Here is a 21,083-nt window from a genome sequence, read left to right on the forward strand (position 1 = left end):
GCTGGCTGATGCGCACTGAGCCTGCACCTGGGCGATGCGCGTTCAGTCAGGCAGTGCAGACCGGCGACAGCGCTAACCTCCGGGGTCTGCGGCCACTCTCTGCCAGAAAAGTTGCCTTATCAAGTATCGACGTGCAAGCAGATCTCCTTAGGCCGCGATCAGCCCAAACAGCTGCCGCCGACGCGCCGTTGTTCTGGGCTCAGGATGCCAGCCGGTCGACCAGCTGCTGCATGAAGTGGTGGCCAGCGTCGAACTGCGACACCTCGATATATTCATTGGGCTGATGGGCCTGGGCAATGTCACCCGGGCCACAGATCACGGCGGAATAGCCCGCCTCCTGAAACTGTCCGGCCTCGGTGCCATAGCTCACCACATGGGTGCCATTATCCCCGGTAAGCGAGCGCACCAGCGTCTCTGCCTCGCCCTCGACCTCGGGGACCAGCCCCGGAACGTTGAATTTCTTGCTGACGTCGATGCGGGTGTCGGGATGGATCGCCTGCATCTCCGCCTCAACCTCACGCACCCTGGCCAGATAGGCGGCCTCCCAGTCGGCGGCAGATTCGCCCGGCACCACGCGGAAATCCATCACGAAGCGACAGTCCTTTGCGGTGATATTATGCGCGGTTCCGCCGTTGATCATCCCGACATGGCAGGTGGTAAAGGGAGGCGTGAACAGCGCTGCAACCTCATCCGGCGCCTTGGCCATATTCTCGGCATTGCGGGCATTGGCCCAGTCGATCAGCCGTGCGCCCTGCATGATGGCGCTGACACCGGTGTGCATGAGCGAGCTGTGCACCTCAAAACCCACCAGATGGGTGCTGTAGCCGATCCCGCCCTTGTGGCCGGTCACCGGTCGCATCACCGAAGGCTCACCAACGATGACACAGGATCCTTTTGGCAGGACCTCCTGCATCGCGACAATCATGGGCGGCGCGCCGGTGCAGCCGACTTCTTCGTCAAAGCTGAGCGCCAGCTGCAAGGGCCGCGCGACGCCGCGATAATGGGCGGCCACCAGCGCCCAGATCGCCAGCGCGTCAAAGCCTTTCATATCGCAGGTGCCGCGCCCGTAATACTTGCCATCCCTCTCGACCACGGTGAAGGGATCGCTGTCCCAGGGCTGGCCTTCGATCGGCACCACATCCGTGTGCCCCGAGAGCACAACAGCCCCCTCGACCTCGGGGCCAACATGGGCAAAAACCGCCGCTTTATGCGGCTGCTCGGGATCGACCCAGCGACGCGCGGTGATGCCGTGGCTTGCCAGATAGCCCTCAACCCAATCCACCAGCGGCAGGTTGGTTTCGCTGCTGACAGTGGGAAAGGAGATCAGCTTGGTCATGATCTCCAGCGGGCTGAGCTGATCTGCCATACCCTTAGTAGCCGCTGTCAGTCGTCAGAACGAAATGCCCCGGTTCCACCTCGATATATTGCGAGGGCTCCGGCTCGTAGTTCAGATCATGGATCGGCGATGGGATCGGTTTGAAATTCAGATCCTTCTCCGATTTGCGCTGATTTGGATCGGCAATCGGCACCGCCTTCATCAAGGCCTGCGTATAGGCGTGCTGCGGGTTCTCAAAGACCCGCGCCCGCGGTCCCAGTTCCACGATACGGCCAAGGTACATCACACCGACCTGATGGCTGACCCGTTCGACCACCGCCATATCGTGACTGATGAACAAGAAGGACAGGCCTAGTTCTGATTGCAGTTCCATCATCAGGTTGAGCACCTGCGCCTGCACCGACACATCCAGCGCCGAAACGGCCTCATCCGCGACGATCAGTTTCGGGTTGAGCGCAAGCGCGCGGGCGATGGCAATGCGCTGCCGCTGACCGCCGGACATTTCGTGCGGATACCGGCGCATGAAGCTGCGCGGCAGATGCACCCTGTCGAACAGATTGGCGACGCGGTCCTGCAATTCGGAGCCGGAGGCAAGCCCATAGTTGCGCATCGGCTCCGCCACCTGATCCAGCAGCTGCATCTGCGGATTGAGCGAGGCAAAGGGATCCTGAAAAATCATCTGCATATCAAGGCGCGCCTTGTGCAGCTCCCGCGGGTTCAGACCCAGAATATCGCGCCCTTCAAATTCCACCGACCCGGACAGCGGCTCCACCAGCCGCAGGATCGACCGCCCGGCAGTGGACTTGCCGCAGCCGGATTCCCCGACCAGCGACAGCGTCTGCCCTTTGAACACCTTGAAGGAGACATCCTCCACCGCGTGAACATTGGCTATGGTGCGGCGCAGAACGCCGCCTTTTACCGGGAAGCGGGTCACCAGGTTGCGCACCTCCAGCAGCACCTCGTCGCTGCCCTTGATCGGCTTGATCTCCTGCTGTTCCACACCCATCAGCTTCATCGGCTCCGGGTAGTCCTTGCCGCGCATCTCGCCCAGTTTGGGAACGGCGGCCAGCAGCGCCTTTGTATAGTCGTGCTGCGGGTTCTCGAAGATTTCGGTGACGGTGCCTTCCTCGACCTTGTTGCCGCGATACATGACAACAACGCGATCCGCCATCTGCGCCACGACGGCCATGTCGTGGGTGATGAACATCACCGCAGTGCCGGTCTCGCGCTTCAGCCGGTCCATCAGCGCCAGGATCTCGGCCTGGATGGTCACATCAAGCGCGGTTGTCGGCTCATCCGCGATCAGCAGGCGCGGTTCGCAGGCCATGGCCATCGCAATCACGACCCGCTGGCGCATACCGCCAGACAGTTCGTGCGGATATTGTTTCAGGCGGCGCTCCGGCTCGGGGATCCGCACCTCACGCAGCAGTTCCAGCGCACGGGCCTCGGCCTGTTTCTTGTTGAGGTTCTTGTGGATCCGCAACCCTTCGGTCAGCTGACGGCCAACGGTGAACACCGGGTTGAGCGCGGTCATCGGCTCCTGAAAGATCATCCCGATCTCATTGCCGCGAATCTGTTTCATCAGCGCCTGATCGGTCTTGCCGAGGTCGACCTCCTCGCCGTCGCGACGGTCAAACAGCAGCTGCCCCGAGGTAATGTCGCCGCCGCCGAACTCAACCAGCCGCATCAGCGACAGCGAGGACACTGATTTGCCGGACCCGGATTCGCCAACGATGCAAACGGTTTCGCCGGGATTGATGTCAAAGGAGACATCCTTCACCCCCACAACCGGACCGTCCTTTGTCTGAAACTCCACCCGGAGTCCCTTAATTTGCGCGATTGGTTGATCCAGCACCGTGACGTCCCCTTCGTGTTCTTCTTTTTCGATGGCGTTAACAGAAATGTGTACGCACCTGCGTTGACCCCGTCAAACCCACCTCCTAACCCTGCGCGATTTTTTCTCCGACGGAAGTCTTGCAATTTGGCAGGAGTCTGTATTCGATACCTTCAGTGCAGCCACGCCTGCCTCCGGTTGCAAGCCATGATCGCGGTAACGTGATCGCAGCCATCGCCCGGCAGATAGCGCGTGCTCAAACGCACAGACCGCAGTGATGTGGCAAATCTCCGGGGCGCCAAAGCCCCGGTCATAAAGAAGGCACATACGTGTCCGACAAGGAGTGAATTATGAAAATCAAGACCCTTTTGCTGGGTGCAATTGCGTCAGCCGCGCTTGCTCCCGCAGCCTTTGCCGAACGGGGATCCGACGGCCAGGTTAACATTATTTATTGGCAAGCGCCCTCGATCCTGAACCCCTTCCTTTCGGGTGGCACCAAGGATGTGGAATCCGCCTCCCTCGTGATCGAGCCGCTGGCCCGCTACGACCCGCAAGGTGAGATGGTTCCCTACCTGGTTGAGGACATTCCCACCGTCGACAATGGCGGCGTGAGCGAAGACCTCACCTCGATCACCTGGAAAATCAAACCCGGCATCCTGTGGTCCGATGGCACGCCCTTCACCGCGAATGACGTGAAATTCACCGCCGAATACTGCATGCACCCCGAGGGCGGCTGCGCGCAGGTGACCAAATTCGAAGGTGTCACCAATGTCGAGGCCGTTGACGATCTGACCGTCAAGGTCACCTTCGACAAGCCGACCCCCTTCCCCTATGGCCCGTTTGTCGGCGGCGAAAGCCCGATCATTCAGGCGGCACAATTTGCCGAATGCCTGGGCGCCAAGGCACCTGAGTGTACTGAAGCGAACTTTGCCCCGATCGGCACCGGCCCGTTTGTCGTGGATGAGTTCAAGCCCAACGACGTGATCACCATGTCGGCCAACAACAACTACCGCGACCCGGCCAAGCCGGCCTTTGCCAAGCTCCTGTTCAAAGGGGGCGGCGACGCAACTGCTGCGGGCCGTGCGGTGATGGAAACCGGTGAATTCGACTACGCCTGGAACCTTCAGCTGGCGCCCGAAGTGGTCGCCCAGATGGAAGCCGGCGGCAAAGGCGTACCGGTTGCTGGCTTCGGCCCGCTGGTCGAACGCATCATGCTGAACAACACCAACCCCGATCCGGCACTTGGCCCGGATGAGCGTTCGGTGATCCGCCCGCATCCGTTCCTCAGCGATCCTGCGGTCTACAAAGCCATGTCGATGGCCATCGACCGCCCGCTGCTGGTGGAAATCGGCTATGGCAAGGCTGGTAAGGTCACCTGTAACTGGGTACCGGCACCTGCGGCCTTCAACTCCGACTCGATGACCTGTGACACTCAGGACATCGCAGGCGCAAACGCCATGCTGGACGAAGCAGGCTACAAGGACACCAATGGCGACGGCGTACGGGAAACCCCCGATGGCAAGCCGATGAAGATCCTGTATCAGACCTCGACCAACGCTGTGCGTCAGGACTTCCAGGCGCTGATCAAACAGTGGTGGAGCGAAATCGGCATCGAAACCGAGCTGCGCAACATCAACGCATCCGTCTTCTTCGGTGGTGATCCGGGTTCCCCCGACACCTTCCAGAAGTTCTATGCTGACGTCGAAATGTACGCCAACACCTTCAATGGCACCGATCCGCAGTCCTACCTGGGCAACGGTCTGTGCGACAAGGCACCGCGTCCCGAGACCCAGTGGCAGGGCGAGAACATCTCCCGCTTCTGTGACGAAGAGTTCGACAAGCTGCACGCAGAGCTGGCGCAGACCGCAGGTCTGGAAGCCCGCGCGGAAATCGCCAAGCGCCTGAACGACATCATTGTCGAAAAAGGTGGCATGATTCCGCTGGTGCACCGTGGTCGCCTCTCCGCGCGCTCCAACACCCTTGGCGGTGTGGATCTGAACGTCTGGGACAGCGAACTGTGGAACGCCGCTGACTGGCACCGCACCGAGTAAGCAGCGTCAAACGCCTGCAGAGGCCCCGGTTAACGCGCTGGGGCCTCTTGCCATTCACGTCCGAATGACGTCATTGCGTCGGCCAGAAATGGATCTCAGGCAAAAGACCGCCCAGTTCCACCCCATTCTTCCAATTGCAAAGGCGCCTACTGGATGCTGACCTTTACAATCAGACGCCTTGTCCTGTCGGTACCGACGCTTCTGTTCATCAGCCTGGTGATCTTCCTGCTGCTTGAACTTGCGCCCGGTGACCCGATGGCTCAGGTCCCTCTGACCGTCCCCCCCGAAGTCAAAGAAAAGATGCGCGAAGCGCTTGGCCTTGGCCAACCCGCGCATATCCGATTCTGGAAATGGATCGTGCAGTTCTTCTGGATCGAACCTCAGGTTCTGATCGATTATTATTTTGGCACCAGCTTCTCCGCAGGTGACCTGCGGGTGATCTCCTGGCAGACCCGCTCGCCGGTGATGGATATCGTCGTGCAGCGTATTCCCCAGACCCTGTGGGTCGTGGGCACCGCCTATCTGGTCGCCATCGCCATCGCCCTGCCCATCGGCATCTATTCGGCCTATCGCCAGTATAGCTGGTTCGATCAGGTCGGCACATTTGTGTCGATGGTGGGTTTCTCGGTGCCGCCCTTCTTCTCCGGCGTACTGGTGATTGTGATCTTCTCGGTCCAGCTGGGCTGGTTCCCATCGATCTACGACACCACTCATGTTGTGAACAGCTGGGAGTCTTTTGTTAAGCAGCTGCAACAGATGATCATGCCGGTCATGGTGCTGGCGCTGCAAATCACCGCACAGCTGAGCCGGTTCATGCGGGCCTCGATGCTGGACAACCTCAATCAGGATTACGTCCGCACCGCCCGCGCCAAGGGCCTCAGCGAATATGTGGTCGTCATGGTCCATGTTCTGCGCAACTCGATGATCCCGGTCGTGACCGTGATCGCGCTGGGGATTCCGTCGATCTTCGGTGGCGCCATCATCACCGAACAGGTGTTCAAGGTGAACGGCATCGGCCAGCTGCTGATCGGCGCGATCGAGGCCAATGACCTGCCGATGGTGCAGACGCTGACCTTCATCTTTGCCGTGCTGATCGTGCTGTTCAACCTGATTGCCGACGTGCTCTATGGCATTCTAGACCCGAGGATCCGCTATGACTGATAAGGACCGTCTGGTGCCCGACGAAGGGATTGTGCCCGCCTCGACCGCGCTGCCTGCGGCGGGCGTGATCGAAGAACTGGACCAACCACCCCGCAGCCAGTGGCTGGATGTGTGGGATCAGTTCAAGTCACACAAGGGCGCCATGCTTGGCGGGGCATTGTTCCTGCTGATCGTACTGGCCGTCTATCTCGGCCCGTTTTTCTGGGACATTGATGCCACCCGCATTGATATCCGTGCCCGCAACCAGAGCCCAAGCTGGGCGCATCCTTTTGGCACGGATCAGCTGGGGCGTGACATGCTGGCCCGGATGATGGCAGGCGGCGCGACCTCGGTCTCCGTTGGCCTGACTGCGATGCTTCTGGCGCTGTTCCTCGGCTCATTGGTTGGCGTTCTCGCAGGGTTCTTCAAACGTCTCGACGGACCGTTGATGCGCCTGACCGATCTGTTCCTGGCGCTGCCGCTGTTGCCGCTTCTGCTGGTGATGATGCTGTTGTTCCGCGAGCCGCTGAACGCCGCCTTCGGCCCGGAACAGGGGATCTTTATCCTGATCGTGGCCTCGATCGGCATCACCAGCTGGATGCCCACCGCGCGGATCGTGCGTGGCGATGTGCTGGCGATCAAGGAACGGGAATTCGTTCTTGCGGCCCGCTCCATCGGCACCACCAACAGCAAGCTGATTTCGCGGCACATCCTGCCCAACGTGCTGTCACCGATCATGGTTTCGGCCACGCTGGGGATTGCAACCGCGATCATCACCGAATCCGCCCTGTCCTTCCTCGGCCTGGGCTTCCCGCCTGATTTCCCGACATGGGGGCGTCTGCTCTATGATGCGACGGACTATCTCCAGCAATACCCGGAGCGGGTGTTCTGGCCCGGTATGGCGATCTCTCTCACCGTGCTGAGCGTGAACTACCTCGGCGACGGTCTGCGCGACGCTTTGGATCCACGGATCCGCGGGCGCTGATCACACCTGAGATGTGAGGGCAGAACAGCTCAACACATTCAAATAAAAACATATCAACCGGCCACTTCTCCCAGGTGGCCGGTTTGTTTTTGCCCGCAGCGGCAGGGCTGGGACACATAGCCTGCGAAGGACACCTGGCAGAGAACATCATTCTGCAAGATGCCGCGCCAACTTGGTGCCATAGGGTTGCTCAGATCACAAAAACCGGCCATTTCGGGAAAATATTCCAAACGCGACGAATCCGCTCGCAGCAATGGAGGCCGCATATGTTCGAGACACTTGGCTTTGAAGATACCACCGCGCGGGCGGTTTCGGTACTGTTTGCACTCTCTGTCGGTGTCCTGTTCGGCGGGTTGGCGCAATTGACCCGCTTCTGTTTCCGCCGCGCTGTTGTCGGCGCTGATCGCCGTCAGGCCGCAGGCGTCTGGACAATGGCGCTGGCCGTTGCTGTTCTCGGCACGCAGGCCGCCGTGGCGCAGGGCTGGATCAGCTTTGCCGAGCACCGCCTGATGGTCGCGGATCTGCCGATTGCTGCGGTGGTACTGGGCGGCCTTATGTTCGGGGCCGGCATGGTGCTGACCCGTGGCTGCGTCTCGCGCCTGATGGTTCTGACCGGCAGCGGCAACCTGCGGGCGCTGGTTGTGATCGTGACCTTTGCAATTGTCGCCCACGCCACGCTCAAAGGCGTGCTGGCACCGCTGCGCAGCTGGATCGGCGGCGTCACGGTGCCGATTGGGGATTTCGCCTCTCTCACCGCACTGCCCGGCGGCGCGCTGACGGGCGCCGGGCTGATCGTTGCGGCCGCTCTTGTCATCGCTCTGCGCTCGGGCAATCATCCTCTGATGCTGGCCGGAGGGGCCGCCATCGGCGCGCTGGTGCCGCTGGCCTGGGTCGGCACCGGCTATGTGCTGTATGATGAATTTGACCCCATCGCCATGGAGAGCCTCTCCTTCACTGCGCCTTCGGCGGAAACACTATTCTACACGCTGGCGTCCAGCGCCGTGCCTGCGGGCTTCGGGACCGGGCTGGTGGGCGGCGTGCTGATTGGCGCGCTGGTCGCCGCCCTGCTGAGCGGTCGCTTCCAGTGGCAGAGCTTTGAAAGCCCGCGGCAGACCGGCCGCTACCTCACTGGCGCGGTGCTGATGGGGATTGGCGGTGTACTGGCTGGCGGCTGCACAGTCGGGGCCGGTCTCGCCGGTATCCCAACCCTCAGCCTAGCGGCTGTTCTGGCACTGCTGTCGATTGGCGCAGGCGGTTTGGCGGCAGACGCCCTGCTCAATGCAGCCGCTTCCGGATCTGCCGCACCGCGAGCCAGACCAGCAGCACAACCGGCAGAGTAAGTGCTGCCGTCATCATCCCCTTGCTGAGGTCCAGCACCGCCGCGAGGGGATAGAGCGCATAAGACGCCAGCGACACAGCGTAATAGCTGATCGCCACCACTGACAGCCCTTCCACCGTATGTTGCAGCCGCAGCGCCATATCGGCGCGGCGGTCCATGCTTTCCAGCAGGGCCTGGTTCTGGGCACTGCGTTCCACATCGACACGGGTTCGCAGCAGCTCCCCGGCGCGACGCGCCCGGTCTGCCAGCGTAGCGAGCCGCCCTTCGGTTGACTTCACCGTGCGCATCGCCGGTTCAAATCGGCGCAGCATGAACTCGGCAAAGGTCTGATACCCTTCAAACCGGGTCTCGCGCAGCAGGGCGATCCGTTGATTGACCAGCGCATCATAGGCCCCCGTCGCACCAAAGCGGAACGCCGCCTGCGCCGCCATCGCCTCCAGCTCAGCCGAGACCGTGAGCAGCTGCGCAAGGGTCTGTTCCGCCGGCATGCGATCCCCGGTCATCTCGGCCATCATCTCGCTCAGATGGGTGTCGAGCGCGCCAATCGTCGGACTCAGCCCGCGCGCCCGCGAAAACCCGAGCATCGACATCGCCCGATAGGTCTCAATCTCGCAAAGGCGCTGCACCACCCGGCCGATCCGCTGGGCGCCGGTTTCCCGGTTCGGGAAAACCGCAAACCGCATATGCCCAGCCGGATCAATGCGGAAATCCCCCGCCACCACGCAGCTGTCGTCCAGCACTCGGGCCACGGCGAGGCTTTCCGGCACAAACCAATCGGTCAGAGCCGCCCGTACGTCAGAGGTTTCGCCACGCGGCAAGACCCGCAGCATGATCGAAGTGATGCGCTGACCCGGAGCCTCCGCCAGCCAGTCCGACGGGAAGACATCAAAATCCGCAGGATCATACGGGCGGGCGCTGATACCGTCGAAATACAGGGTGTAGGACACAAATTCAGTATGCTGTTCCCATTTGAGCGTATGGCGGCCCAGCTGCACCGAATGATGGGTCGCCCCCGGCGTCGGGTGGGCGACACCGTGACGATCCAAGAGATCGACCAGATGCGCAAGGTCCCGGCTGCGGTCCCGATGCACGGCCTCCTGCGGCTGCTTGATCGCCAGGTAGATCACCGTCGAGGGGTTGCTCATCGTCGGGAACGGGCGGGCGTGCAGCTCATTGGCCAGCTGGTAGCGCAGCGGGTGGTCTTGGATCGGCGGCATCTATGGTCTCCCTGAGCAGCAGACCACAGGTTAGCCGAGGTGGAGCAACCTGTAAAGAATTACGTTTTTTCAATACCTTAACTGGATACAACCGTATACAATTATGAGGCAGCCCTCAGCTCTTGCCGACATTATGCCGCCTCGAACACCTCAATCGCCGCATTCAAACCATTGATGGCCGCAGGCATGCCGCCATAGACCGCCATCTGCCAGATGACCTCCAGAACCTCGGCTTCACTTGCCCCTGCGGCGAGGGTGTTGGCGATATTCACCTTGAGCTGCGGCGCGGTCTGACCGCCAAGCGCTGTCAACGCTGCAACCGTACAGAGCTGCCGTGTCCGCAGGTCCAGCCCCGCGCGTGCGTAGTGGCGCCCATAGGCCCATTCCACCAGGCTCTCCGACATTCCCGGCAGATGGGCGTCATAGCGCTCTGCCAGGATATTCTCCAACTCCGGGTTCAATTCGGCCAACAGATTACGGCCCTTGGTCACTGCGTCAGACATCTGCGCTTTCCTTCTCCAGCTCGTGGTAGATCGCAACCTTGCGATTCATCAGGGCAAGCGTGTCATGAAGCTGCTCCAGCTGCTGGCGGATCACCTCCCGGTGGGCCTCCAGCATTGCGCGGCGTTCGGCCAGGGTTTCGCGCCCCCGCGCCCGCAACCGGGCATAGCGGACCCGATCCGCCTGTTTCATTCCGGTGGCGTTCAACTGCCCCAGAAAGCGGATCCAGCCGAGGATTTCGCGATCATAGACCCGCCGCCCGGCGGCATCCCGCGCCGGCGGATCAATCAACCCGATCTTCTCGTAAAAGCGCAGGGTATCCACGCTCAGCCCCGTGGCCATCGCCACCTCTGAAATCTTCATGCACATCTCTCTTGCTGCCCACCCCTCATGGGTGAGTCGGGACACCCTAGCGGTTGGAGTACACTCCAGCTCAAGCGGTATCTGCGGCGCGTCCGATCGGCTGCCAGAGTTCTATCGGATTGCCCTCCGGGTCGTGCAACCGCGCGAAATAGCCGATCTCGCCGTCCCACTCCGGCCGGGTCTCAACAGCGATACCGGCGGCGGTCAGCTGGGCGATCATCGCGGCCAGATCCGTTACCCGGAAATTGATCATCCACTGTTTGCTGGTATCTCCGAAATAATCGGTATCCTCGGCAAATGGAGCAAAGACGGTGTAGCCGCCGCCCTGCATCCAGGGGGTTCCGCCGACGGGGTCAATCCCCAGATGGTCATTGTACCACCGGCTCAGCGCTTCGGGGTCTTTGGCGCGGAAAAACACGCCACCTATGCCTTGGGCCTTTTCCATATCATCCTCCTCGGCTGGCGAATGATACCACAGGATCACGAAAAAAGAGCGCCCCGGCAGGAGCGCTCTTTCGGTATGTGCAGCGATACGCCGAACAATCAGCTGATCATGGTCAGCAGTTTATCCAGGCTGGCCTTGGCATCGCCATAGAACATGCGGGTATTCTCCTTGAAGAACAGCGGGTTCTCGATGCCCGAGTAGCCCGTACCCTGCCCGCGCTTGGAGACGAACACCTGTTTCGCCTTCCAGCATTCCAGCACCGGCATACCGGCGATGGGCGAGTTCGGGTCTTCCTGTGCCGCCGGGTTCACAATGTCGTTGGAGCCAATGACGATCGCCACATCCGTGTCCGGGAAATCGTCGTTGATCTCATCCATTTCCAGCACGATATCGTAGGGCACTTTCGCCTCGGCGAGGAGCACGTTCATATGGCCCGGCAAACGACCTGCAACCGGATGGATCGCAAAGCGGACGTTCTTGCCCTTGGCACGCAGACGGCGGGTCAGCTCAGCCACATTCTGCTGGGCCTGTGCCACTGCCATGCCGTAGCCGGGGATGATGACGACACTGTCGGCCTCGTCCAGGGCTGCGGCCACACCATCGGCATCAATCGCGATCTGCTCGCCGTCGATTTCCATCGCCGGACCAGCCGTGCCGCCAAAGCCGCCCAGGATCACCGAGATGAAGGACCGGTTCATCGCCTTACACATGATGTAGCTGAGGATCGCACCGGAGGAGCCCACAAGCGCGCCAACCACGATCAACAGATCGTTGCCGAGCGAAAAGCCAATCGCCGCCGCGGCCCAGCCGGAGTAGCTGTTCAGCATGGAGACAACCACGGGCATATCCGCGCCGCCGATGCCCATGATCAGGTGGTAGCCGATGAACAGCGCAGCCAGGGTCATCAGGAACAGCGGGAAGAAACCGCCAGTGTTAAAATACCAGATCAGACAGATCAGCGAGAGACCCGCAGCACCGGCGTTCAGCATATGGCCGCCGGGCAGCTTGGTCGCCGCCGAGGACACTTTGCCTGCCAGCTTGCCATAGGCAATCACCGACCCGGTGAAGGTTACGGCACCGATGAAGACACCGAGGAAGAGTTCCACCCGCAGGATCGCGATCTCGACACCGTCTTTCTTGGCCAGAAGCGCACCAAAGCCTTCGAGCGCCTTTTTCGCAGTGTCATCCATCGCCAGAACGCGGCCCAGCTCGATATGGGCGATGAAGCCCACGAACACCGCAGCCAGACCCACCAGCGAGTGCATCGCCGCCACCAGCTGCGGCATTTCGGTCATCTGCACGCGTTTGGCGACGTAGTAGCCGATGATACCGCCTGCGGCGATCAGGACGATCGACAACAGCCAAAGACCGGCACCGGGACCAATCAGGGTTGCCAGAACCGCCAGCGCCATACCCGCAATGCCGTACCAGACCGCGCGTTTCGCACTTTCCTGACCGCTCAGGCCGCCCAGCGACAAGATGAAGAGAACAGCCGCAACCACATAGGCGGCAGTTGTAAAGCCAAAGTCCATACTCCCGGCCTCCTTAAGATTTCTGGAACATGGCAAGCATGCGCCGCGTGACGAGGAACCCGCCGAAGATATTGATCCCGGCCATGAACACCGACAGCGCCGCAAGGAAGATCACCAGGAACGACCCGGATCCGATCTGCATCAACGCGCCAAGGATGATGATCGAGGAAATCGCATTGGTGACAGCCATCAGCGGCGTATGCAGCGAATGGGCAACGCCCCAGATCACCTGGAAGCCCACGAAACAGGCCAGTGCAAACACGATGAAATGCTGCATGAAGCTCGCGGGGGCAAACAGCCCCACAAACAGCACCAAGGCACCGCCCACAGCCAGCAGGGTGACCTGGTTCTTGGTCTGCTGCTTGAAGGCTTCGACCTCCTGCGCCCGCTTCTCTTCGGGCGTCAGTTCCTTCACCTCTTTCTTCGGCTGGGCCGCGATGGCCTGCACCTTGGGCGGTGGCGGCGGGAAGGTGATTTCCTTCTCAAAGGTCACCGTGGCGCCGCGGATTACGTCGTCTTCCATGTTGTGATTGATCTGGCCGTCCTTTTCGGGCGTCAGGTCAGTCATCATATGGCGGATGTTGGTGGCATAAAGCGTCGAGGCCTGCGCGGCCATCCGGCTCGGGAAATCGGTATAGCCGATGATGGTCACGCCATTCTCGGTTACCACTTTCTCGTCCATCACCGTGCCTTCGACGTTGCCGCCCTTTTCGGCTGCAAGGTCAACGATCACCGAACCCGGCTTCATCGCGGCGACCATATCCTCAAGCCACAGCTTGGGAGCCTCGCGGTTGGGGATCAGCGCGGTGGTGATGACGATATCGACATCGGGAGCCAGTTCGCGGAACTTCGCGAGCTGCGCTTCACGGAACTCCGGGCTGGAGACCGCAGCATAGCCGCCGGTTGCCGCGCCATCCTGCTGGTCTTCCTCGAAATCCAGATAGACGAATTCGGCCCCCATGCTTTCGACCTGCTCCGCCACTTCGGGGCGCACGTCAAAGGCGTAGGTCACCGCACCCAGGCTGGTAGAGGCGCCAATCGCCGCAAGGCCTGCAACCCCTGCACCAACCACCAGAACCTTGGCCGGAGGAACCTTGCCCGCAGCTGTGATCTGACCGGTGAAGAACCGGCCAAAGTTATTCCCGGCCTCAATGACGGCGCGGTAACCTGCGATATTGGCCATCGACGACAGCGCGTCCATTTTCTGGGCACGGCTGATACGTGGCACCATTTCCATGGCGATCACATTGGCGCCCTTGGATTTGGCGAGTTCCAGACCTTCGCTATTGCCGCCGGGATTGAAGAAGGAGATCAGCGTCTTGCCCGCTGTCATCCGCTTCAGCTCCGCTTCGGTGGGTTGACGCACCTTGGCAACGATATCGCAGGCTTTCCACAATGCGGCCGGTGTCTTGATGATCTCGACGCCGACAGCCTCGTAGGTGGCGTCAGAAAAACCTGCCGCTGCCCCGGCACCGCTTTCAATCGCGCAGTCGTACCCCAGCTTTTGCAGTTGAACCGCGGAGTCCGGGGTCATCGCAACCCGCGCCTCGCCGTCAAACACTTCTTTTGGTGTGCCTATTTTCACCTTGTCGGTCCCCCTCTTTGTGTCCGCATCAGACTGACTGAGCACGGATCGCAAATATTTTGACTACATTGCGCAATATTTTTGCGCAACAGTTTCGCTGCGTCGCCGCAACACTTTGCTGCGGTGCCGCAAATCCGTCACAGCCATCGTCCTGTGTCTTTTTCGTAGCGCCCCCACTGCGCCCTGAACTGCCGCCGCAACCGGTTTTCCTCGGGCAGGATGAAACGGCGTTCCAACACCCAGACAAAGACCGGCAGCAGTATCAGCGACAGCACCGCGTCAAACCGCAGGATCAGTCCGAGCAGCAGCAGGCAATCACCTAGGTAGATCGGATTGCGGCTGCGTTTGAAAATACCCGATTGAACCAGCTGGCTTGGCTGCCCGTGTGGATGCAGCGTCGTCCTATGACGCCGCATTTCCATCACCGCGAGCAGCATCAGAATGACTCCCGCTCCGATCAAGAGGCCGCTGACCAGCCCGACGACGGCGCCGATCACGCCATGCGACAATTCGAGCCCCATAGGTAGGAAACGTGCCTGACACCAGGCCAGCACTGCAAACCCCAGCAACCACACAGGAGGCACGTCAATCCATTTCATTGCAGACGGCACTCCGGGTGATCCTTGTCGGTCTTGATGCGCATCAGCGGCAGTTTTCCCTCATGTGGCCAGAACGTCCAGCCTTCGGAGATGACTTCCGAAGGATAAGGACAGATTGCCCAAAATGGTCGTGAAACGGCGAATCCGTTCCGTTTGCGGCATGATCCTGCATATATTGTTGCGAATGACCACGTATACTTTTGCATGCCTGCCGCAACTGATCGGGATGCTGAGTTCTGCTACCGCTCACAGTTCTTGTCGCAAGGATGACGATGGGCACAGATCACCGGGCGAGCGCGCTATTCCCACTCCATCTCCTCATAGACACGCCCGGCATTCTTGGTCGCCAGTTCCTCAAAAGTATCGAGCTGCTGCCAGCGGGCCTGATCCACGTAATAGGCCGAGGCCAGATCGCCGCCCTCCTCGATATGGGCGCCAATCTTGCTGCGCAGATCGAGCAGATACTCCAGCGTGTAGCGCCGGACCTGATCCAGGTTGGTCGGATGACCATGGCCTGGGATCACATAGGTGGGCGCCAGCGGTTCCAGCTTGTCCTGCCAGGTCTCGATCCAGCAGCTGGTGCAGGTATGTTCAAAAATCGGCAACATCCGCTCGTGAAAGGCAATATCGCCTGCGATCAGCATCCCCCACTGCGGAATCCAGACCTGCGTGTCACCCGGATCATGGGCCGGACCAAGATGCAGGACCTGAAAGTCGACCCCGCCAAGCGACAGATCGTAACGATCTTCAAAACTCAGGTTCGCAGGCTCCACCCGCGTGTCCCCGGCCCTGTCCTTATTGTAGCCTTGCATCCCCTGAAGGATAAAATGACCGTTCTGCGTCACCTCGGCCGTGGCATCTACATGCGCCAGAACGTCAACGCCCCGATCGCGCCAATAGCCGTTGCCCAGCATCGCATGGCCCTGCCCGTTTTCATTGATCACCAGAACCACCGGCTTATCGGTCACCGCCTTGATCTCGGCATGGAGCGCGGCAGCCAGCGCATCAGACGCCCCCGCATTGATCACCACAACACCCGCCTCGGTCACAACGAAGCTCAGGTTATTGTTATGGCCGGCATTTTCATAGGTTGGCGGCGCGGTGGCTCCAATGGCCGAAAACACATGCGGGATCACCTCCACCGGCTTTGAGTAAAGCTCGGACTGCGGGTATTGATCCGCGATATCTTCGCTGGCCAGCCCGCATAGAGGCAACATCAGCGCGGTTGCCACGCCACAGACAAGAGCTTTCATGGGATCCTCCGTCAGCCTTGGTGGCGGTTCGTCGCCACATGCCATGACATTCACACATAGGAATATTTCTGTAAACCATTTCTCCGAGACCCGTCGCCGCAAGCGTTGTGCCCGTGCCGGTTGATAAAGTGACGGAACGGAGATCTTGCCAGCCTCCCTGCGGCGGTTAGGCTCATATCAAGATCCGGGTTGCATGTGGGGATCACCCGCATGGCCCCAACAGTTACGAACAACAGCGGAGCAACACCATGACACTCAAGGGAAAACACGCATTGATCACCGGCGGTGGCACCGGCATTGGTCTGGCGATGGCCAAGGCGCTGGCCGCCGAGGGGGCTGCGGTGACGATCACCGGCCGTCGGCAGGAGGTGCTGGAGGAGGTCGCAACCGATGGGCTGCATCCGCTCGCCATGGATGTGCGCGACGAACAGGACGTGATCGCAAAAATTGACGCCGCCACCGCAGCTCGCGGTCCGGTGCAGATCTGCGTCCCCAATGCAGGCATCGCCGAGGGCAAGGCCCTGCACAAGATGTCGATGGACTTCTGGCGCAACATGATGGCAACCAACCTCGACGGCGCTTTTCTGACGATCCGCGAATGTATGAAATCCATGCGCCAGACCGACTGGGGCCGTGTCGTCACCGTATCCTCCATCGCAGGCCTGCGCGGGCTGCAGGGCGCGCCCTGCTATTCGGCCAGCAAACACGGGCTGATCGGCCTGACCCGATCGCTGAGCGAGGATTATCTGGGCACGCCCTATACCTTCAACGCGCTCTGCCCGGGCTATGTCGATACGCCGATCATCGACCGCAACGTCACCTCGATCTCTCAGCGCGCCGGAGTGAGCGAAGAACAGGCGCTGAAGATCATGGTCTCTGCGAACCGGCACAAGCGGCTGATCCAACCGGATGAGGTTGCCGCCGCGCTGCTGTGGCTCTGTGGTCCCGGCTCTCAGTCTATCAACGGACAAACCATCGAAATCGCAGGTGGGCAGACCTGATGACCCGCGAGGAGTTCAACGCCTTCTGCGCCAGCTTCCCCGCTACATCGCATGTCATCCAATGGGGCGATGCCGACGTGTGGAAGGCAGGAGGCAAGGTCTTTGCCATCTGCGGCTGGGCCGAGGGCAAGGACGCCTTTACCTTCAAGACGGGCGAGATCGCCTTTGAAGTTCTGCAGGAGCGACCGGGCGTCCGCCCGGCGCCCTATCTGGCCTCGCGCGGGATGAAGTGGCTGCAACATTTCAAAGATCCCGGCCTGACCGATGCCGAGCTGAAAGAGCAGATCAGCCTGTCGTACAGTCTGGTGACCGCCGGTCTGTCGAAACGAAAACGAACTGAACTGGGCATTCCGGAACCGCAGCAGGATCCCACCAGCCGCTAATCTCTGGACAGGACAGATCCGATGCGGTAGCACTCGAGAAGCTTTAAGCCTAAAATAAACCACTCCGTCCGTCAGGCCGCCCATGATCACGAGGTTCAGATGACCGATTTCGCCGCAACCAAGGCTATGTTTTCCCTGCCCGAAGGGATGATCTACCTCGATGGCAATTCTCTGGGTCCGATGCCGCGCGCAACCGCCGAACGGGTGCGCAGCACGATCGAGGACGAATGGGGTGAGATGCTGATCACCGGCTGGAACAGGGCCGGGTGGATGCAGAAACCAACCGCCATCGGCGACCGGATTGCCCGGCTGATCGGCGCAGAACCCGGCCATGTGGTGATGGGTGACACCCTGTCGATCAAGGTCTATCAGGCCGTCGCCTCGGCACTGGAGCTGAACCCATCGCGCAAGGTGGTCCTGTCTGACAGCGGCAACTTCCCTTCCGATCTCTATATGGTCGAAGGTCTGGTGAAATCGCTTGGCCCGGACTATTCGCTTCGCGTGGTCGCACCGGAAGAGGTCAGCGCCCATATCACCGAAGACATTGCCGTGCTGATGCTGACCGAAGTCGATTACCGCAGCGGTCGCAAGCACGATATGAAGGCGCTAACCGAACAGGCCCATGCTGCCGGTGTCGTGACGGTCTGGGATCTGGCCCATTCCGCAGGTGCGCTGCCGGTCGATCTGGCAGGCTGCAAGGCCGATTTCGCCGTAGGATGTACCTATAAATACCTCAACAGCGGCCCCGGTGGTCCAGCGTTCATCTATGTGGCGCCGCGCCATGCCGACACGGCCCGCCCGGCGCTCTCCGGCTGGCTGGGTCACGCCGCGCCGTTTGAATTCGACCTGAATTACAAACCCGGCAGCGGGATCGAACGGATGCGCGTCGGCACGCCGCCGGTGTTACAGCTGGCCGCACTCGAGGCCTCGATGGATATCTGGGACATGGCCGATATGGCCGATGTGCGCGCCAGATCCATCGAACTTTGCAATCTGTTCATTGCCGAGGTGGAATCCCGCTGCCCCGATCTCACTCTTGCCTCGCCGCGCGACGGCAACGCCCGTGGCAGCCAGGTGTCCTTCCGCTTCCATGAAGGTTATGCCGCCATGCAGGCGCTCATCGCCCGTGGGGTGGTGGGAGACTTCCGCGCGCCGGATATCATGCGCTTCGGCTTCACCCCGCTCTACATTGACGAAGGCGACGTCAGGGCCGCTGTTGATATCATCGAGGACGTGATGACCAACGCGCTCTGGGATCGCCCGGAATACAAAACCCGCAACGCCGTCACCTGATGGCGAGCCTGCCCGCATATCGCCTGCCACTGTGCCGGCCAGCGGGCTGGATCGCCCTGTGGCGACGACTGGCCCAATGCGGTACGCTCAACGCAAGAAAGGCCCCCGTTCCCGCAATCTGATACACTACCGGAACACCAAGGAGCCTTTCCATGTCCACCCCCTATGATCCCGCCAAGGAAGGCGCGCAGATGTCGTTTGACGGGCGCATGTCCTATGGCGACTACCTGTCGCTCGACACGCTGCTGACCGCGCAGAAGACCTGGACCAACACCCATGACGAGATGCTGTTCATCATCCAGCATCAGACCTCAGAGCTTTGGATGCGCCTCGCCATTCACGAGCTGACCGCCGCGCGCGCGCGCCTGCTGTCGGAGAAACCGCATGAGGCGTTCAAGATGCTGGCCCGCGTTGCCCGGATCTTCGAACAGCTGAACTCTGCCTGGGATGTGCTGCGCACCATGACACCCTCGGATTATTCTGCCTTTCGCAATGAACTGGGGCAGAGTTCCGGCTTTCAGTCGCATCAGTATCGCCAGATCGAATTCATGCTCGGCAACCGCAACAAGGCGATGCTGCGCCCGCACGCCCACCGCCCCGACATTCTGGCGCTTCTGGAAGAAGAACTGCGCCAGCCCTCGCTCTATGATGTTGCCCTGCGCGCCCTGTCCAAGCGGTTTGAGCTGCCCGAAGAGGTGCTTAACCGTGACCTCTCCGAAACCTATAGCCCCAATCCGGCGGTTGAGGCGGCCTGGACCGAGGTCTACCGCAATACCGAAGCGCATTGGGATCTCTACGAGCTGGCCGAGAAACTGGTGGATTTTGAGGATTATTTCCGCCGCTGGCGTTTCAACCATGTCACCACGGTGGAACGGGTCATCGGCTTCAAACGCGGCACCGGCGGCACCGGTGGCGTCAGCTATCTGAAACGGATGCTGGAGGTGGAGCTGTTCCCCGAGCTCTGGCACCTGCGCACCACGCTCTGACGCCAGATGGGATCGGCGGCAGGCCAGCCCTGCCCGCCCCCCCCCAAGGCTGCCCCATTTGGACCTGCCCTCAGTCAACCTGCTCCAGTCAGCGCGGCGACAGCGCAGCCGCAAACAACAGCGCCAGTTGGCGAACGCCCGAGCGGTAGGCGGCATAATCTGCCGAGGTATGTTTGACGCCCTTCATGGCACTGCAAAAGCTGCGCGCCACGTCCTGCGGCGTGCCGGCCAACCGCACCAGTCCCGCAGCCGCCATATCCTTTAGCCAATCCGCATAAACCCCGCGCATCAGGCATTCGCCGGCCTCAATGTGATCGCCGGCGGCGTTCATGCTGGCTTCCAGCGTTTCCATCCCGTGGGGCGTGCTCAGCATAGCCTCTATAGCCGGGCCGCCCTGCGCGTCGAATGCGTTCAGAACCTTCGACTGAAGTTCCCCGTCTGCGGTCAGCGCTGCGTGGACCACTCGCGCTGTCTCGGCGTAATAGGCATCAATCAACGCCTTCAGGATGGCTTCCTTGTTCTTGAAATGCAGATAGACCGCAGGGCGAGACATCCCCGCCCGCTTGGCAATGTCATCCATTGAAGTCTTGCGAAACCCATAGGTCGCAAAGGCTTCCCAGGCGGATTCCAGAATGTTGCGCTGTTTGGGGTCGATCTGCTGCATGTCCATAGCGCAGTTCTGACATTCGATACCAAATTTGTCAATTGACACACTGACACATATGCATCATTTTGTCACGAAGTCACGCAGCCAGCACAGAAAGGACACCCAATGTCCACCAGCCTTCGCATCAACGGGAAATCCCATCAGATTGACCTGCCTGACGACGTGCCGCTTCTTTGGGTGCTGCGCGATGAAGTCGGCCTGACCGGCACCAAATTCGGCTGTGGCGTCGCGGCCTGTGGCGCCTGCACCGTGCATATTGACGGCGAGGCCGTGCGCTCCTGCCAGGTGGCGCTGTCCGATGTCTGGGGTGAGGTCACCACCATCGAGGGGATCGGCACACCCGACGCCATGGCCGCCGTGCAAAAAGCCTGGGTCGCCAATCAAGTCGCGCAATGTGGCTACTGCCAGTCCGGCCAGATCATGCAGGCCGCGAGCCTGCTGGCCGAAAACCCCGCCCCCTCGGATGCCGATATCGACGAGGCGATGCAGGGCAACCTCTGCCGCTGTGGCACCTACCCCCGAATCCGCGCCGCCATCCATGACGCAGCCAAAATGATGAAGGAGGTCTGAGCC

20 protein-coding genes are annotated in these 21,083 nt (G+C 60.9%); 9 read left to right on the forward strand and 11 right to left on the reverse strand.

Annotated elements, in window-relative coordinates; genetic code table 11:
- Nucleotides 1-199: 199 nt before the first annotated feature.
- Nucleotides 200-1,366, reverse strand: a complete 1,167-nt coding sequence (gene argE / locus VWZ87_RS08635; protein ID WP_416536792.1) for an acetylornithine deacetylase — start codon at nt 1,364-1,366, stop codon at nt 200-202.
- Nucleotides 1,367-1,370: 4 nt separating this feature from the next.
- Complete coding sequence (locus VWZ87_RS08640) at nt 1,371-3,191, reverse strand: ABC transporter ATP-binding protein (protein ID WP_340545092.1); 1,821 nt, start codon at nt 3,189-3,191, stop codon at nt 1,371-1,373.
- Between the two features lie 329 nt (nt 3,192-3,520).
- On the opposite strand from VWZ87_RS08640, the gene VWZ87_RS08645 reads away from it, so the two are divergent.
- The 4 genes from VWZ87_RS08645 (at nt 3,521) to VWZ87_RS08660 (ending at nt 8,686) form a co-directional block, all read left to right on the forward strand.
- Complete coding sequence (locus VWZ87_RS08645; protein WP_416536791.1) at nt 3,521-5,221, forward strand: peptide ABC transporter substrate-binding protein; 1,701 nt, start codon at nt 3,521-3,523, stop codon at nt 5,219-5,221.
- 153 nt (nt 5,222-5,374) lie between these two features.
- Entirely contained in the window at nt 5,375-6,382 is a 1,008-nt protein-coding gene (locus VWZ87_RS08650) for an ABC transporter permease (protein WP_416536790.1), read from the forward strand.
- Nucleotides 6,375-7,346 (forward strand): ABC transporter permease, encoded by a 972-nt coding sequence (locus VWZ87_RS08655; RefSeq protein WP_416536789.1) that lies wholly within the window; start codon nt 6,375-6,377, stop codon nt 7,344-7,346. The genes VWZ87_RS08650 and VWZ87_RS08655 overlap by 8 nt, the downstream gene beginning before the upstream one ends.
- 266 nt (nt 7,347-7,612) lie before the next feature.
- Nucleotides 7,613-8,686: a YeeE/YedE family protein gene (locus VWZ87_RS08660; protein WP_416536788.1), complete on the forward strand. Its 1,074-nt coding sequence runs from the start codon at nt 7,613-7,615 to the stop codon at nt 8,684-8,686.
- Here the strand turns inward: VWZ87_RS08660 and VWZ87_RS08665 are convergent.
- From VWZ87_RS08665 to VWZ87_RS08700, 8 genes are all read right to left on the reverse strand, one after another.
- Nucleotides 8,622-9,902: a DUF3422 family protein gene (locus VWZ87_RS08665; protein ID WP_340545087.1), complete on the reverse strand. Its 1,281-nt coding sequence runs from the start codon at nt 9,900-9,902 to the stop codon at nt 8,622-8,624. The genes VWZ87_RS08660 and VWZ87_RS08665 overlap by 65 nt on opposite strands.
- Before the next feature lie 131 nt (nt 9,903-10,033).
- Nucleotides 10,034-10,405, reverse strand: coding sequence for a carboxymuconolactone decarboxylase family protein (locus VWZ87_RS08670; protein WP_416536787.1), 372 nt, complete (start codon nt 10,403-10,405; stop codon nt 10,034-10,036).
- Nucleotides 10,398-10,766, reverse strand: a complete 369-nt coding sequence (locus VWZ87_RS08675) for a MerR family transcriptional regulator (protein WP_416536786.1) — start codon at nt 10,764-10,766, stop codon at nt 10,398-10,400. The genes VWZ87_RS08670 and VWZ87_RS08675 overlap by 8 nt, the downstream gene beginning before the upstream one ends.
- A 70-nt stretch (nt 10,767-10,836) precedes the next feature.
- On the reverse strand, nt 10,837-11,211 hold the full coding sequence (locus VWZ87_RS08680) for a VOC family protein (protein WP_416536785.1): 375 nt from the start codon (nt 11,209-11,211) through the stop codon (nt 10,837-10,839).
- Nucleotides 11,212-11,309: 98 nt separating this feature from the next.
- Nucleotides 11,310-12,743 (reverse strand): NAD(P)(+) transhydrogenase (Re/Si-specific) subunit beta, encoded by a 1,434-nt coding sequence (locus tag VWZ87_RS08685; RefSeq protein WP_416536784.1) that lies wholly within the window; start codon nt 12,741-12,743, stop codon nt 11,310-11,312.
- Nucleotides 12,744-12,756: 13 nt separating this feature from the next.
- Complete coding sequence (locus VWZ87_RS08690; RefSeq protein ID WP_340545082.1) at nt 12,757-14,328, reverse strand: Re/Si-specific NAD(P)(+) transhydrogenase subunit alpha; 1,572 nt, start codon at nt 14,326-14,328, stop codon at nt 12,757-12,759.
- Nucleotides 14,329-14,465: 137 nt separating this feature from the next.
- Entirely contained in the window at nt 14,466-14,927 is a 462-nt protein-coding gene (locus VWZ87_RS08695; RefSeq protein ID WP_340545081.1) for a methyltransferase family protein, read from the reverse strand.
- A 299-nt stretch (nt 14,928-15,226) separates the two neighbouring features.
- Complete coding sequence (locus tag VWZ87_RS08700) at nt 15,227-16,180, reverse strand: MBL fold metallo-hydrolase (protein ID WP_416536783.1); 954 nt, start codon at nt 16,178-16,180, stop codon at nt 15,227-15,229.
- 248 nt (nt 16,181-16,428) lie between these two features.
- On the opposite strand from VWZ87_RS08700, the gene VWZ87_RS08705 reads away from it, so the two are divergent.
- The 4 genes from VWZ87_RS08705 to kynA all read left to right on the forward strand — a co-directional run bounded on the left by VWZ87_RS08705 (nt 16,429) and on the right by kynA (nt 19,843).
- Nucleotides 16,429-17,181 (forward strand): SDR family NAD(P)-dependent oxidoreductase, encoded by a 753-nt coding sequence (locus VWZ87_RS08705; RefSeq protein ID WP_340545079.1) that lies wholly within the window; start codon nt 16,429-16,431, stop codon nt 17,179-17,181.
- Nucleotides 17,181-17,564: an MmcQ/YjbR family DNA-binding protein gene (locus VWZ87_RS08710; RefSeq protein WP_416536782.1), complete on the forward strand. Its 384-nt coding sequence runs from the start codon at nt 17,181-17,183 to the stop codon at nt 17,562-17,564. Before VWZ87_RS08705 ends, VWZ87_RS08710 begins: the two co-directional genes overlap by 1 nt.
- A gap of 99 nt (nt 17,565-17,663) precedes the next feature.
- A complete protein-coding gene (kynU, locus tag VWZ87_RS08715) occupies nt 17,664-18,857 on the forward strand; it encodes a kynureninase (protein WP_416536781.1) in 1,194 nt (397 codons plus the stop codon).
- 152 nt (nt 18,858-19,009) lie between these two features.
- Complete coding sequence (gene kynA, locus VWZ87_RS08720; RefSeq protein WP_416536780.1) at nt 19,010-19,843, forward strand: tryptophan 2,3-dioxygenase; 834 nt, start codon at nt 19,010-19,012, stop codon at nt 19,841-19,843.
- Between the two features lie 88 nt (nt 19,844-19,931).
- Here the strand turns inward: kynA and VWZ87_RS08725 are convergent, their stop codons facing one another.
- Nucleotides 19,932-20,513 (reverse strand): TetR/AcrR family transcriptional regulator, encoded by a 582-nt coding sequence (locus tag VWZ87_RS08725; RefSeq protein WP_416536779.1) that lies wholly within the window; start codon nt 20,511-20,513, stop codon nt 19,932-19,934.
- Nucleotides 20,514-20,615: 102 nt separating this feature from the next.
- Between VWZ87_RS08725 and VWZ87_RS08730 the strand changes: the two genes are divergently transcribed.
- A complete protein-coding gene (locus VWZ87_RS08730) occupies nt 20,616-21,080 on the forward strand; it encodes a (2Fe-2S)-binding protein (protein WP_416536778.1) in 465 nt (154 codons plus the stop codon).
- The last annotated feature ends 3 nt before the right edge of the window (nt 21,081-21,083 follow it).

It is taken from the genome of Phaeobacter sp. JH20_37, from assembly GCF_048056015.1.
GTDB classification, from domain to species: domain Bacteria; phylum Pseudomonadota; class Alphaproteobacteria; order Rhodobacterales; family Rhodobacteraceae; genus Phaeobacter; species Phaeobacter bryozoorum.